The organism is Glutamicibacter sp. AGC84, assembly GCF_053543575.1.
This window is the reverse complement of record NZ_JBLVOC010000026.1, coordinates 191,725-205,693: the sequence shown is the minus strand read 5'-3', so window position 1 is coordinate 205,693 and position 13,969 is coordinate 191,725. Positions and strand designations below refer to the sequence as shown.

Genomic DNA, 13,969 nt, shown 5'->3' with positions numbered 1-13,969 from the left:
GCTTCTGCACGCCAGCGGGAGGATCCTAGGAGGTTGCGGCCAATGAAGCTTGCAGGGCCGCGTCGGCCTCAATGAGTACCTTGGCGGCGACTTCCAGGCCCTCAACGGCACCTAGCTCGGTGTCCTCGTGTTCGATGTTCACCATCATTTTCGGATCCACCTCGTGCAATGCGCGCAAGAACTCGGTCCAGAATGCGGTGCCATGTCCCTTGCCCAAAGCCACGAAGTCCCAGGCTGAATTCTTCGGCCACTCGTTCGCCCATTCATCCCCGCCGAGGTTGGTGCGCGGTTCGTCTTCGCCCAGCTTGCGGAAGCTGTTATCCAATACGCCCTGGATGGCCGCATTCGGATTGACGCGCACATCCTTGGCTGCTGCGTGGAAGACCCATGGGCCCAGGTCGCGGACAACGGCCACCGGATCCATCTGCTGCCAGAAGAGGTGCGAAGCATCCAGTTCAACTCCGATGTTGCTGGTACCCGCCCGCTTCAACAGCTCCCGAAAGCTTGCAGGGTTGAAGACCAGGTTCTGCGGGTGCAGCTCCAGAGCGACCTTGACTCCGTGTTCGACAGCCAGCTCATCGATTTCTTTCCAGAATTCCGCGGCAATCCCGAATTGATAGTCCAGCTGGTCCAGGGCTGCCGAATTCCAGGCATTGACTACCCAATTCGGGGTCGAAGCTTTGGGGTCCCCAGCGGGCAGGCCGGACATGGTGACCACGCGGGCCTGGCCTAGGCGCGCGGCCAGCTTGATGGAGCGGCGAATGTCCTCGGCGTGCTTCTGGCCGATTTCGCGATTGGGGTGCAACGGGTTGCCGTTGCAGTTCAGCCCATAGATTTCCACGCCGGTGCCTTCGAATTGGGCGAGGAAAGCATCGCGAGCGATGTCCGATTCCAGGATTTCATCGATGTTCGGCACGTGCACTGGGGGCAAGAAGCCGCCGGTATTCAACTCGATGCCGGTCAGTCCCTGGGCGGCAATGACCTCCAGGGCTTCGGCCAGCGGGCGGTTGTGGAGGATTGCGTTGTAGACTCCGAGTTTCACAGTGAAACCTTCTTTCCGTCATTGGCAGCGGACTGCACGACCGCCTGGAGGACCTGCATATTGTGCACGCCCTCGTCGAATGTTGCGTTGATGGGAAGTGCATTGCCCAGGCCGCAGACCTCGTCGAGGAAGGCGCGCGCCTGGTAGCCGAAGGCATCATTCTGGCCGAAGCCGACACCTGGCGCATCCATGGGCAGTCCGCCACTGAGGTAGGCGTGTTCCGAGCCGAGATTCACCGTGCGGTAGCCATTGGTTGCCGAAGGCCCCTCGGTGAGCATGATTTCGATTTCCGCTGGACGCAGCTGGCTGAAGCGTGCGGCGCCCTTCTCGCAAAAGACCTCGAAGGTCAGCGTATTGGGGTGGCCGGCTGCCACGCGGGAAACTTCCAGGCTGCCTGCGGCCCCGGCGAACTGTACGTTGAACGCCGCGTAGTCGTCGTTTTCTACCGGCTCGGACGTGTCGCTCAGTTCCACGAGATCGTGGCCGGTGACGGTGCCGGCTGGCAGGAAGCGTTCGGTGATGCTGGTGCTCAGCTGGCCGCCGCTGACCGCAAGAATCTCGCCGGCCAGGAATTCGGCAACGTAGGCCAGGTGGCTTCCCACATCGGCCAGTGCGCCCGAGCCTGGCTGGCCCTTGAAGCGCCAACTCATCGGTGCCTGCGGGTTGTGGCCGTAGTCGGTCCAGTAGCGTCCGGAGAAATGCAGCACCTTGCCCAGGGTGCCATCGGCGATCAGGTTCTGGATCGTGGCGATGCCCGGGGTGCGGCGGAAGGTGAAGCCAACGCGGGCCACGGAGTCGGCGTTGCGGGCCGCGGTGGCCATCGCTTCAGCTTCTTGAAGGGTGTCAGCCAGCGGCTTTTCGCACAAAACGTGCTTGCCGGCAGCCAGCAGGCCCTCGACTGCTTCACGGTGGAAACGGTTGGCAATAACTACCGAGACCACGTCGATATCTGGATCTGCGGCCACCTCTTGCCAGGAACCGAGCGCCTTTTCGTAGCCGTAGCGCTTGGCGACCTTGGCTGCGAGCTCGGTGTTCACGTCAGCCACGGCAACGTAGCGAAGCGGTGGCAAGTCGGAGCTGTAGAGGGTGGGTGCTGTGCGGTACCCAGCGATATGGGACAGCCCGGCCATGCCGGCGCCAATGACGGCAATGCCGATGGTTTTTGTCATGGAATTCTCCTGGATGAAAGCTGTTCATGGAATATTTTGGAGCGCTCCAAAAAAGTCTAGAACCTATTTCAGATCGCGGTCAAGGGGTCTGCAGGAGAAGGTTTGGAACTGGAAGGAATCAGGGCCGGCGTGGTGCCGCGCAGGTGCCGCGCTCGATGAGCAGCGGCTCCATCAGCACGCGCTGGGCTTCGCGTTCGGGATTGGCGAGCCGGGAGAGCACCTGCTGGGCCACGTGCAATCCAAGCTCGTGGTTGCGGCTATCCACGGTTGTCAGGCGCAGCAGGTGGGTGCCGGAGAGCGGCGAGTTGTCGTAGCCGATGATTGACAAATCCCCAGGTGTCGACAGGCCGGCTTCCCGGGCGGCTGCCATGGCTCCCATGGCCATTGAGTCGTTGCCGGCCAAGATGGCCGTTGTTTCCGGGGCTTCGCCCAAAAGCTGCCGTGCGCACTGGTAGCCGGTGTCTTCGGTGGTCAGTTCGCTGACCGAAACTATGCGCTCTTCGAGTCCCGCGGCCTTCATTGCCTCCTGGTACCCGGCCAGGCGCAGCATCGAGGCTCCGCCGCCACCGGCGATGTGGCCAATATTCCGGTGGCCTAGCGAAACCAGGTACTCGATGGCTTGGCGTGCCCCGAGCCTGTCGTCACTGGAAGAAATGTCCGCGCCGCGAACCTGGGTGGCGCGATTGCCGGCCACAATGACCGGAACCTGCGCTGGAAAGCGCATGGCAGGAGTCGGTTCGGTGGCCAGTACCAAAGCCTCTACCCGGGTGCTGAGGAATCCATCGAGCGGGTCCGACCCGACGTGGGCGTTGAGCGCCCGGTCGGAAACTGCAATGCGCAATCCTGCGCTGGCCAGTCCTTCTTGGAGCCCGCGCAAAAGTTCCACGAACCAGACGTTGGTGTAGTCGTCGATGACCACGCCGACCGTCTGGCTCGTGCCGCCGGCAAGTGCCGTGGCGGCCTGGCTGGGACGATAATCCAGTTCCTTGATGGCGGCCAGTACTGCCGCGCGACGTGCTTCCGAGACGCTGGGGGAGCCGCGCAACACCAGGGATACCAGCGACTTGGAAACACCTGCGGCCTGGGCAACGTCGTAGATGGTCGCTCGACGGCGTTCTGCGGCCACAGTTCCTCCTGGGGTGTCGGTTGTTCTCGTTAAGAGCCTAGCGTTTTGCTCGAGCGCACGACCGTGCGGGGCGGTTTCGACGCGTGGAACTTCGCGGGCCACGCCATGGAGCCAGGACATGGCATGTGGAAATTTTTTTATTTTCAACGTCCGAAACAGATGGAAAACCCCGGAATTCCGGGGATTTGTCCACATCATGTTACTCATGTTGTAAATATGTCAGTACAAACCTTTGACAGTGCCGAATTCATGGTGCAAAGTATTTCTTGTGGCACCGTTCACATCTTCGGCAGTTGGCCGATCCCTGAACTTCTGACTCGAAAGGACGTCGATCTGCGTGACTTACGACGTACTCACCCTCGGACGCATCAGCGTCGATGTGTATCCGAATGACATCGGCGTTTCCCTCGCGGATGTGAACACATTCAGCAAGTACCTCGGCGGCTCCGCCACCAACGTCGCCGTGGCGGCAGCCCGGCACGGCCGAGCAGCCGGTGTGATCACCAAAATCGGCGACGACGACTTCGGCACATTCCTGGAACGCGAATTGGACCGCTTCGGCGTGGACCGCACCCAGGTAGCCCGCGACGCCACGTTGCAGACGCCGGTCACCTTCTGCGCCATCATGCCGCCGGACGACTTCCCGCTGTACTTCTACGGACGCTTCCCGATGGCGCCGGACTGGAACATCGACAGCAGCGACATCGACCTCCAAGCGGTCAAGGACTCCAGGATCTTCTGGAGCACCGTCACCGGCTTGAGCCGCGAACCTTCGCGCACCGCGCAATTGGCAGCCTATGCCGCCCGCCCAGCAGATTCCCTGGCCCAGGGGCAGTTCACCATTCTGGATTTGGACTACCGCCCGATGTTCTGGGACTCCGTGGAACAGGCCCGCGAACAGGTAGCGCGTGCCCTGCCATCGGCCACCGTGGCCATCGGCAACGACACCGAATGCTCGGTAGCCGTCGGCGAAGGCACCCCGGATGAGCAAGCCGACCGCCTGCTGGAGGCCGGTGTGCAGATAGCCGTGGTCAAGCTCGGCCCCGAAGGGGTCATGGCCAAAACCCGCACCGAGCGCGTGGTTTCCGCGCCGGTCCCGGTGCAGACCGCTAACGGACTGGGTGCCGGAGATTCCTTCGGCGGCGCCTTCTGCCACGGACTGCTCTCCGGCTGGCCGCTGGAACAGGTGCTTGACTACGCCAATGCCGCCGGAGCCATTGTGGCCTCGAAGGTTGCCTGCTCCGACGCCATGCCGGACCCGGAAGAAGTCAATGCCCTGCTGGCCGAGCGCGGCCGCACCGTACCCGACTCCCAGAAAGACCTGGTCTAGATATGAAACAGGCATCAGAGCTGCCAGTGGACCGGGAAGACCCGCGCCGCTACGAATCCATTACCCGCCAGCGGCTGGAAGACCCGGCCTCGGTGCAGCGCGCCGCTTCGCTGCGCCGGAAGCACGCCGGCCCGGTGCTGGGACGGCAGAACTTCATCATCGCCGCCGACCACCCGGCCCGCGGCGCCCTGTCCGTGGGCAAGCGCGCCACGGCCATGGCCGACCGCCGCCAGCTGCTGGACCGGCTGCAGATCGCCTTGCAGAACCCCGCCTGCGACGGGGTGCTGGCCTCGCCCGATATCCTCGATGATCTGCTGCTGCTGGGCGCGCTGGAAGGCAAGCTGGTCTTCGGATCGATGAACCGCGGCGGGCTCACCGGCTTGGTCAACGAGATCGACGACCGCTTTACCGGGCACAGCGCGGCCGCTCTGGCTGCCCTGGGCGCCGACGGCGGCAAGATGCTCACCCGGATCAGCTACGAGGATCCGGACACCGTGAAAACCCTGGCCGCTACCGCCGACGCCGTGTCGGATCTGGCCCGGCACCAGCTGGTGGCCATGGTCGAGCCGTTCATCTCCAAGCGGGCCGAGGGCAAGGTAGTCAACGACCTGCGCCCGGAGGCAGTGATCAAGTCCATGGGCATCGCCTCGGGACTGGGCGAAACCAGCGCCTACACCTGGCTGAAGATTCCCGTGGTCCAGGAGATGGAACGGGTCATGGCCGCGACCACCCTGCCCACGGTCCTGCTCGGCGGGGATCCATCCGGCAGTCCCGACGAGGTCTTCGCCTCCTGGCAGGCGGCGCTGGCCCTGCCTTCGGTGCAGGGGCTGACCGTGGGCCGGACCCTGCTGTATCCCGAGGACGGGGATGTGGCCGCCGCCGTGGCAACCGCCGCATCGCTACTGGACACCACCGCAACCGTACGCAGCTGAGAAGGACGAAGCTCGATGACTACACGCACAATGACCGTTGCCCAGGCGGTCGTGGAATTCCTGGGCCGCCAGTACACGGTGGATTCCATCGGCGGCACGCACTACCGCGAACGGCTGATTCCGGGCATGTTCGGGATTTTCGGCCACGGGAATGTTGCCGGGGTGGGCCAGGCGCTGAAGCAGTGGCAGGCCAAGGACCCGAGCCTCATGCCGTACTACCAGGGCCGCAATGAGCAGGCGCAGTCGCACCAGGCCGTTGCCTACGCGCGGCACACCCGCCGGCGCGCCACCTACGCGGTCTCCACCTCCATCGGCCCCGGATCCTCCAACTTGCTCACCGGTGCGGCGCTGGCCACCGCCAACCGCCTGCCGGTGCTGCTGCTGCCCTCGGACACCTTCGCCACCCGCGCCGCGGACCCGGTGCTCCAGCAGCTGGAAATGCCGCACGGCTACGACATCACCGTCAACGACGCCTTCCGCCCGCTGTCCAAGTACTTCGACCGGGTCACGCGACCCGAGCAGCTGGCCAGTGCCTTGCACCACGGGTTGCGGGTGCTCACCGACCCCGCCGAAACCGGCGCGGTGACCATCTCCCTGCCGCAGGACGTGCAGGCCGAGGCCTTCGACTTCCCGGAAGAGCTCTTTGCCGAGCGCGAGTGGAAGATCCGCCGCCCGGCACCGGAATCCGAGGACATCGCCGCGGCCGCGGCGATGATCCGCGAAGCCAAGCGCCCATTGATCGTCGCAGGCGGCGGTGTGCTGTACGCCTACGCCACCGAGGAGCTGGCCGCCTTCTGCGAAGCCACCGGCATCCCCGTGGGCAATACCCAGGCCGGGGTGGGCGTGCTGCCGTGGGATTCCAAGTACTCCCTGGGCGCCATCGGCTCCACCGGCACCACCGCGGCCAATGCGCTGGCCGAGCAGGCGGATCTGGTCATCGGCATCGGCACCCGCTATGAGGACTTCACCACCGCCAGCCGCACCGCATTCCAGAACCCGGACGTGAAGTTCGTGAACATCAACGTCGCCGCGCTGGACGCCTACAAGCACGGCACCGTGCTGCCGGTGGTCGCCGATGCCCGCAAGGCGCTGATCGCGCTGCGCGAGGCGCTGACCGGATACCGGGTCGAGGGGGCCCTGGAAGTCCAGGCCGCCACCGAGAAGCAGCGCTGGGACGCGACCGTTGATGCGGCCTTCGCCGAGCGGCTGAGCCCGCTGGTCAGCCAGAACTCCATCATCGGAGCGGTGAACCAGGCCATGGATCCGCGCGATGTGGTGGTCTGCGCCGCCGGCTCGCTGCCCGGGGACCTGCACAAGATGTGGCGGGTCTCCGACCCGTTCGGCTACCACGTGGAATACGGCTTCTCCTGCATGGGATACGAGATCGCCGGCGGGCTGGGCATCAAGCGCGCCGCCCTTGCTGAAACCGCGCGAGGCTCCGAGGAGTCCCGCGACGTCGTGGTGATGGTGGGTGACGGCTCCTACCTGATGATGCACACCGAGCTGGTCACCGCCGTGGCCGAAGGCCTGAAGCTGATCACCGTGCTGATCCAGAACCATGGCTACGCCTCGATCGGGGCCCTGTCCGAATCACTGGGCTCCCAGCGCTTCGGCACCAAGTACCGCACGCTCGATGCCCAGCGCCACAGCTTCGATGAAGGGGCGACCTTGCCAGTGGACCTGGCTGCCAACGCCGAGTCGCTGGGCGTGAAGGTCATCCGGATCGAGCCCGGGCCCCAAGCCATCGACGAGCTCTCGGCGGCCATCGCCCAGGCCAAGGCCGCGCCCGAGGGTTCGGGACCGGTCCTGATCCACATCGAATCCGACCTCTACGCCGATGCTCCCTCCAGCGAGTCCTGGTGGGATGTGCCGGTCAGCGAGGTCGCCGAGCTGGATTCCACTACCGAGGCCCGCAAGACCTACGCCGAGCACAAATCCCGCCAGAAGCCCCTGCTGGGCTAGGCGTACCGCACCAGACCAACTCGAATACCGAAAGACGTGAACCCATGACTGCTACCGCTACCGAAGTCACCGAAATCCTGCACTACATCAACGGCAAGCCCAGCGCCGGCACCGGCACCGCCACCCAGCCGGTCTACAACCCTGCGACCGGCGAAATCACCGGCCAGCTGCACCTGGCCAGCGGCGAGGACCTGCAGCAGGCCGTGGCCGTGGCCAAGGCCGCCTCCGAAACCTGGGGCGAAGTATCGATCGCCAAGCGCAGCAAGATCCTCTTCCGCTTCCAGCAGCTGCTCACCGAGCACACCGGCGAGCTGGCCCGCATCGTCACCTCCGAGCACGGCAAGGTCCTCTCCGACGCCGCCGGCGAGATCAGCCGCGGCATCGAAGTGGTGGAGTATGCCTGCGGCATCTCCCAGTCGCTGAAGGGCGAATACTCCGACCAGGTCTCCACCGGCATCGACGTGTTCTCCTTCCGCCAGCCGCTGGGCGTGGTCGCCGGCATCACCCCGTTCAACTTCCCGGTGATGGTGCCGCTGTGGATGGCACCGGTGGCCATTGCCACCGGCAACGCCTTCATCCTCAAGCCGTCCGAGCGCGACCCCTCGGCCGCCTTGCTGATCGCCGAGCTGTTCAAGGAAGCCGGCCTGCCCGACGGCGTTTTCCAGGTGCTGCACGGCGGCAAGGAAACCGTGGACGGGCTGCTCACCCACCCGGATGTGGATGGCATCTCCTTTGTCGGTTCCACCCCGATCGCCAAGTACGTGCACGAAACCGCCACCAAGCACGGCAAGCGCGTGCAGGCCCTGGGCGGAGCGAAGAACCACGCGGTGATCATGCCCGATGCCGATATGGACTTGGCCGCCGACCACATCAACGCCGCCGCTTTCGGCTCCGCGGGCCAGCGCTGCATGGCCATCTCCGTGGCCGTCGCCGTGGGCGACGCCGCCGACGGCCTGGTGGACAAGCTCGCCGAGCATGCCCGCAACGTCAACGTCTCGAACGGCTTCGACGAGGCGGCGGATATGGGACCGGTGATCACCCCGGCCTCGAAGTCCCGCCTGCAGAAGATCGTTGGCGAGGCGCAGGAAGCTGGCGCTGCGCTGGTCATCGACGGCCGCGACCTGGTGGTCAAGGACCACGAGAACGGGTTCTTTGTCGGCCCGACCATCATCGACAAGGTCAGCCGCGAGATGAGCGCCTACACCGAGGAGATCTTCGGCCCGGTACTGGTGGTGCTGCGCGTAGACAGCCTGGAAGAAGCCATCGAAGTGGTCAACGCGAACCCCTACGGCAACGGCACGGCCATCTTCACCTCCTCCGGCGCCCACGCCCGCACCTACACCCGCCGCATCCAGGTAGGCATGGTCGGGGTCAACGTGCCGCTGCCAGTGCCGGTTGCCTGGCACTCCTTCGGAGGCTGGAAGGACTCGCTGTTCGGCGAGCACCACATCTACGGCCCGGACGGCGTGCGCTTCTACACCCGGGGCAAGGCCATCACGCAGCGCTGGCCGGAGCCGGCCCAGAGCACGGCCGCCACCTTCAACTTCCCCTCCAACTAGGCACCTTGAACAGAAGATAAGGTACGCACCATGGCACAGAACATCACCATTGGGACTGCCCCCGACTCCTGGGGAGTCTGGTTTCCCGATGATCCCCAGCAGACACCCTGGCAGCGCTTCCTCGACGAAGTGGCTGAAGCCGGCTACAAGACCATCGAACTGGGTCCCTACGGGTACCTGCCCACCGACCCCGCGCAGCTGGCCGACGAGCTGGCCGCCCGCGACCTGAACGTCTGCGCCGGCACCGTCTTCACCGCCTTCCACCGCGGCATCGACGGCAGCGCCAGCGCCTGGGAAGAAGCCTGGGAGCCAGCCCGCAAGGTGGCCGAGCTGACCGCCGCCATGGGAGGCGAGCATATTGTGGTGATCCCTGCCATGTGGCGCGACGACGTCACCGGCCAGGCCATCGAATCGGGCACCCTGGACGGTTCGGCCTGGGATTCGCTGGCCAAGGGCCATGACCGGCTGGGAAGGATCCTGCAGGAGGAATTCGGCCTCAAGCAGCAGTTCCATTCCCATGCCGACTCCCATGTCTGCGGCCAGGGCGACATCGAGAAGTTCCTTGAGCTCACCGACCCGCAATTCACCACCCTGTGCCTGGATACCGGACATGCCGAATACGGTGGAGCTTCCAGCGTGGATTTGATCCGCCGCTTCCCGGAACGCATCGGGTACCTGCACCTGAAGCAGATCAACCCGGACATCCTGGCCACGGTCCGCGAACAGGACATGACCTGGGCCGCGGCCAACTTGGCCGGGGTGATGTGCGAACCGCCTTCCGGGTTGCCTGACCTCAACGAGGTCTTGAAGGAAGTGGAGAAGCTGGGCCGTCCGATTTTCGGAATTGTCGAACAGGACATGTACCCGGTGGCCGACTTCTCGGTGCCGCTGCCCATCGCCACCCGCACCCGCGACTACCTGCTCAGCTGCGGCTCGCGCAGCCGCGTCTAAGAAATCCCCACCTAGCCAAGAATTCTTGAAAGGACATATCGTGCCAGATAACCTGCGCGTCGCCGTCGTTGGAGCCGGGCGCATGGGCGCCGACCACATACAGCGGATCCACCACCGTATTTCCGGAGCCGAAGTCGCGGCCGTTGTCGATATCGACACCGACCGGGTCGCTGCGGCCATCGACGGGATCCCGGGTGCCAAGGGCTACGCCGACCTGTCCGCGGCGCTCGCCGGCGGCGAGGTCAACGCGGTACTGCTGGCGACCCCCGGCTTCCTGCACCACGATGCATTGCTGGCGGTGCTCGAGGCAGATATTCCGGTGCTGTGCGAAAAGCCGCTGACCCCCGATGCCGCTTCCTCCTGGGAGATCGTCGAGGCCGAGGCCAAGCTGGGCCGCAAGCGCATCCAAGTGGGCTTCATGCGGCGCTTCGACGCCGAGTACCGGCAGCTGCGCCAGCTGATCGAGGACGAGAGCCTGGGTGAATTGCTGGTGCTGCACCACCAGCACCGCAACCCCTCCACCCCGGAGGGCTTCACCAATGAGATGCTGATCAACGACTCGGTGGTCCACGAATTCGACGCCATCCGCTACTTCACCGGTGACGAGATCACCTCGGTGCAGGTGCGCTTGGGCAAGGCCACCCGCAATGCTCCCAACGGCCAGCACGACCCCCAGCACGTGCTGCTGGAAACCTCGACCGGAGTGCTTGCCGACGTGGAGATCTACGTCAACGCGAAGTTCGGCTACGAGGTGGCGACCCAGGCTTCCTTCGAGGAGGGCATCGTGTCCATCGGCAATGACGCTGGACCGTATGTGCGTACCGCCGGGCAGTGGGGCGGCAAGGTCACCCCGGGCTTCGAGGAGCGTTTCGGCGCCGCCTACGATACCGAAATCCAGTCATGGGTGGACGCCGCGCTGCGAGGCGAATTGGGCGGGCCCAGCGCCTGGGACGGCTACGCCACCGCGGCCTGCTGCGAGGCGGGAGTCGAAGCCCAGCGCACCGGCGAAAAGGTGGCAGTCAAGCTGAACAGCAAGCCGGATCTCTACAGCTAAGGGCATCATGAAATACGCACTGGACCCGACCCCGTTCCATTCCACCCATTCGCTGCTCCAGTTCCCGGAACTGGCAGCGGAGCTGGGCTATGACAGCATCCAGCTGACACCGCATGCGGACATGATTCCGTTCTTCACCCACCCCAAGGCCGACGATGACCTGGTCGCGCAGCTCGCGGCCCGTTGCCGGGCTTCCGGGGTGGAGATCGCTTCTGTGCTGCCGGTACTGCGCTGGGCCTCGCCCGATGAGAATTTGCGCCAGGCCGCGGTGCGCTACTGGAAGCGCGCCATCCAGATTGCCGTGGATCTCGGCGTGAACCAGATGAACACTGAATTCTCCGGGCGGCCGGAACGCGCCGAGGAGTCCGAGGCGGCGTTCTACCGTTCCATGGAAGAGCTCGTGCCAATCATTGAGCGCGAGGGCATCAATGTGGCCATTGACCCGCATCCGGATGATTTTGTCGAAGAAGGCCTGGCCGCTTGGCGGGTGATCCGCGGGGTGAACTCGCCGAATCTGTCCTTCGTCTACGTTGCTTCGCATTCCTTCCACATGAAGGACAAGCCGCTGGATATCATGCAGGCAGTGGGAGAGCGGCTGCGCGTGGTGCACGTGGCGGACACCATGAACCATCATGCCTCGCACGGGTTGCGCTACATCACCAACCCGCCGGGCAATGCGGTGCGCGTGCACCAGCATCTGAAGCTTGGCGATGGCGACGTGAACTGGGACGAATTCTTCTCCGGCCTCGTTGCCAACGGATTTGCCGACCGCCAGGACAGCGTGATGGTCTCCTGCGTTTTTGCCGAGAACGAGAACGCCGTAGCAGTCGCCAAATACCAGTTGGAGCAGATGCGAAGCCGCGTTGACGCTGCCCGTGCCGTTCGCGCCTAGCCAAACCGGCTTCCCGAGCCGAATTGCAATATGACGAAAGCCGAATCCGCAAGGGTTCGGCTTTCGTCGTCCTGCCCGGGGGCCATCCTGCGCAGAAGGCGGATCCAGCAAGAGCCGCAAAATGCCGTGATGATCTGTGGGCATGGTCCCGGGAAGTGGCGGACCGGGAGGCTGCGGCAGTCCAAAAAGCAGTATCCGCCAGGACAAAATGTCCAAGAATGCTTGCCCAGAAAACACTGATGACGTATTGTCCTTACATAAGGGCTGTGAAGCCCATCACTTTCAATTATCGACGGGGCCGGAATAATGCTCAATGGCCCCCGCCGCACCGAGTGGAGGAAGCCGGATCGCAGTTGATCCGATGGATGGCCGCAGGCCAGCCACGCTTCCACCCGGGCAATCCAAAGGAGTCCCCATGTCCAGTGCGCAGAGTGCTTCTGCAGAGTCGAGTCTGCCGCCCCTTAGTCCGGGCCCCCATGCAAAACGTCTCGGTTTAATCTCCATCGTTGCCTGTTTCGGCGGTCTGCTTTTCGGCTATGACACAGGTGTTGCCAACGGTGCTGAAGGCCCGATGGCCGCCGAGCTGGGCCTGAATCTCCTGCAGATTGGCGTGGTGATCAGCTCGCTGGTCTTCGCCGCCGCAATTGGCGCACTGGTCGGTGGGCAGATCGCTGACGTGTGGGGCCGGCGGAAAACCATCATCATGCTGGCAGTCCTCTTCTTCGCGGGAAGCCTGCTGGTTGTCTTTTCGCCTGCTGGACCGGAACTGGGAACGTTCTCGCCCTTTGGCTACAGCGTGCTGATTGCCGGACGCATCATGCTCGGATTGGCCGTCGGCGGCGCATCTACGGTCGTACCGGTATACCTGGCTGAACTGGCACCGTATGAAATTCGCGGCTCGATCACCGGCCGCAATGAGTTGGCCATCGTCTCGGGCCAGCTGGCCGCCTTCGTCATGAACGCGATCATTGGAACCGTTCTGGGCGGGACCGTGGATGGCATCTGGCGTATCATGTTCGCGATTTGCGCCTTGCCGGCATTGGCGTTGTTCTTCGGCATGCTGCGCATGCCTGAATCCCCTCGCTGGCTCGTGGAAAAGCGCCGCTATGCCGAGGCGTTGCGGGTGCTCAAGACCGTGCGCTCGCCTGAACGCGCACTGGCCGAAGTCCACGAGATCGAGATTGTCGCCGACGAGGAAAAGCTGGCTAACAAGCCGGTGGGCATCAAAGCGGTGCTGAAGAACAAATGGCTGATGCGCATCATCGCCATCGGCATCGGCGTTTCCATGACTCAGCAGCTCACGGGCATCAACTCGATCATGTACTACGGCACGCGCGTGCTGGAAGAATCCGGGATGTCAGAGCAGCAGGCAGTACTGGCGAATATCGCCTTTGGCGTGGTTGCTGTCATTGGCGGAATTATCGCCCTGCGCAACATGGACCGCATGGACCGCCGCAAGACGTTCCTGATTGGCCTGTCGCTGACCACCACCTGCCACCTGCTGGTGGCTATCGCGGGCATGCTGCTGCCAGTTGGCAGCCCGATCCGGCCAGTGGTGATCCTGATCCTGGTGGTTGCCTTCGTGATGTCCATGCAGACATTCCTGAACGTGGCCGTCTGGGTATGGCTGGCTGAAATCTTCCCGCTGCATATGCGCGGACTGGGCATTGGCATCTCGGTGTTCTTCGGCTGGACGACCAACGGCGTGCTGGCGCTGTTCTTCCCATCGCTGGTCTCCGGGATCGGGATTACCGGGTCCTTCTTCATCTTCGCTGGCATCGGTGTGCTGGCACTGTTCTTCGTAGCCACGCAGGTGCCTGAAACCCGTGGACGCTCGCTGGAAGCGCTGGAAGAGGATGTTTCCACCGGAGCGATCTACCACGTCAAGCCTGTGGTCAACGCCTGAATCCCGGCGCATCGCTGAGCTGGCGAGCCCAGCCCCCGCCAAAAGG

At 64.1% G+C, this 13,969-nt stretch carries 11 protein-coding genes; 8 read left to right on the top strand and 3 right to left on the bottom strand.

Annotation, left to right across the window (positions count from 1 at the left end):
• Positions 1-25: 25 nt before the first annotated feature.
• From ACNPN0_RS15545 to ACNPN0_RS15535, 3 genes are all read right to left on the bottom strand, one after another.
• Positions 26-1,042 (bottom strand): sugar phosphate isomerase/epimerase family protein, encoded by a 1,017-nt coding sequence (locus ACNPN0_RS15545; protein ID WP_448938140.1) that lies wholly within the window; start codon positions 1,040-1,042, stop codon positions 26-28.
• A complete protein-coding gene (locus ACNPN0_RS15540) occupies positions 1,039-2,211 on the bottom strand; it encodes a Gfo/Idh/MocA family protein (protein WP_448938141.1) in 1,173 nt (390 codons plus the stop codon). The genes ACNPN0_RS15545 and ACNPN0_RS15540 overlap by 4 nt, the downstream gene beginning before the upstream one ends.
• A 118-nt stretch (positions 2,212-2,329) precedes the next feature.
• Complete coding sequence (locus ACNPN0_RS15535; protein WP_448938142.1) at positions 2,330-3,337, bottom strand: LacI family DNA-binding transcriptional regulator; 1,008 nt, start codon at positions 3,335-3,337, stop codon at positions 2,330-2,332.
• A gap of 337 nt (positions 3,338-3,674) precedes the next feature.
• Here ACNPN0_RS15535 and iolC point away from each other — a divergent pair, with 337 nt between their 5' ends.
• The 8 genes from iolC (at position 3,675) to ACNPN0_RS15495 (ending at position 13,923) form a co-directional block, all read left to right on the top strand.
• Complete coding sequence (gene iolC / locus ACNPN0_RS15530) at positions 3,675-4,667, top strand: 5-dehydro-2-deoxygluconokinase (RefSeq protein WP_105656549.1); 993 nt, start codon at positions 3,675-3,677, stop codon at positions 4,665-4,667.
• Between the two features lie 2 nt (positions 4,668-4,669).
• Positions 4,670-5,599 carry a Cgl0159 family (beta/alpha)8-fold protein gene (locus ACNPN0_RS15525; RefSeq protein WP_105656548.1) on the top strand — a complete coding sequence of 310 codons (930 nt, stop codon included), beginning with the start codon at positions 4,670-4,672 and terminating at the stop codon, positions 5,597-5,599.
• Between the two features lie 30 nt (positions 5,600-5,629).
• Positions 5,630-7,561, top strand: coding sequence for a 3D-(3,5/4)-trihydroxycyclohexane-1,2-dione acylhydrolase (decyclizing) (iolD, locus tag ACNPN0_RS15520; protein ID WP_448938242.1), 1,932 nt, complete (start codon positions 5,630-5,632; stop codon positions 7,559-7,561).
• A 44-nt stretch (positions 7,562-7,605) separates the two neighbouring features.
• The gene (locus ACNPN0_RS15515) at positions 7,606-9,120 is read left to right on the top strand and encodes a CoA-acylating methylmalonate-semialdehyde dehydrogenase (RefSeq protein WP_448938143.1); all 1,515 of its coding nucleotides are present in this window, start codon (positions 7,606-7,608) and stop codon (positions 9,118-9,120) included.
• Positions 9,121-9,150: 30 nt separating this feature from the next.
• A complete protein-coding gene (locus ACNPN0_RS15510; RefSeq protein WP_133833846.1) occupies positions 9,151-10,071 on the top strand; it encodes a sugar phosphate isomerase/epimerase family protein in 921 nt (306 codons plus the stop codon).
• Positions 10,072-10,111: 40 nt separating this feature from the next.
• A complete protein-coding gene (locus ACNPN0_RS15505; RefSeq protein WP_105656544.1) occupies positions 10,112-11,125 on the top strand; it encodes a Gfo/Idh/MocA family protein in 1,014 nt (337 codons plus the stop codon).
• A gap of 7 nt (positions 11,126-11,132) precedes the next feature.
• Positions 11,133-12,017 carry a sugar phosphate isomerase/epimerase family protein gene (locus tag ACNPN0_RS15500; protein ID WP_105656543.1) on the top strand — a complete coding sequence of 295 codons (885 nt, stop codon included), beginning with the start codon at positions 11,133-11,135 and terminating at the stop codon, positions 12,015-12,017.
• Positions 12,018-12,432: 415 nt separating this feature from the next.
• Positions 12,433-13,923: a sugar porter family MFS transporter gene (locus tag ACNPN0_RS15495; protein ID WP_105656542.1), complete on the top strand. Its 1,491-nt coding sequence runs from the start codon at positions 12,433-12,435 to the stop codon at positions 13,921-13,923.
• The last annotated feature ends 46 nt before the right edge of the window (positions 13,924-13,969 follow it).

What these genes read in the sequence shown, in the direction of transcription:
- ACNPN0_RS15540 (WP_448938141.1), bottom strand. Translation starts at nt 2,211, where the DNA reads ATGACAAAAACCATCGGCATTGCCGTCATTGGCGCCGGCATGGCCGGG.
- ACNPN0_RS15525 (WP_105656548.1), top strand. Translation starts at nt 4,670, where the DNA reads ATGAAACAGGCATCAGAGCTGCCAGTGGACCGGGAAGACCCGCGCCGC.
- iolD (WP_448938242.1), top strand. Translation starts at nt 5,630, where the DNA reads ATGACCGTTGCCCAGGCGGTCGTGGAATTCCTGGGCCGCCAGTACACG.
- ACNPN0_RS15515 (WP_448938143.1), top strand. Translation starts at nt 7,606, where the DNA reads ATGACTGCTACCGCTACCGAAGTCACCGAAATCCTGCACTACATCAAC.
- ACNPN0_RS15510 (WP_133833846.1), top strand. Translation starts at nt 9,151, where the DNA reads ATGGCACAGAACATCACCATTGGGACTGCCCCCGACTCCTGGGGAGTC.
- ACNPN0_RS15500 (WP_105656543.1), top strand. Translation starts at nt 11,133, where the DNA reads ATGAAATACGCACTGGACCCGACCCCGTTCCATTCCACCCATTCGCTG.
- ACNPN0_RS15495 (WP_105656542.1), top strand. Translation starts at nt 12,433, where the DNA reads ATGTCCAGTGCGCAGAGTGCTTCTGCAGAGTCGAGTCTGCCGCCCCTT.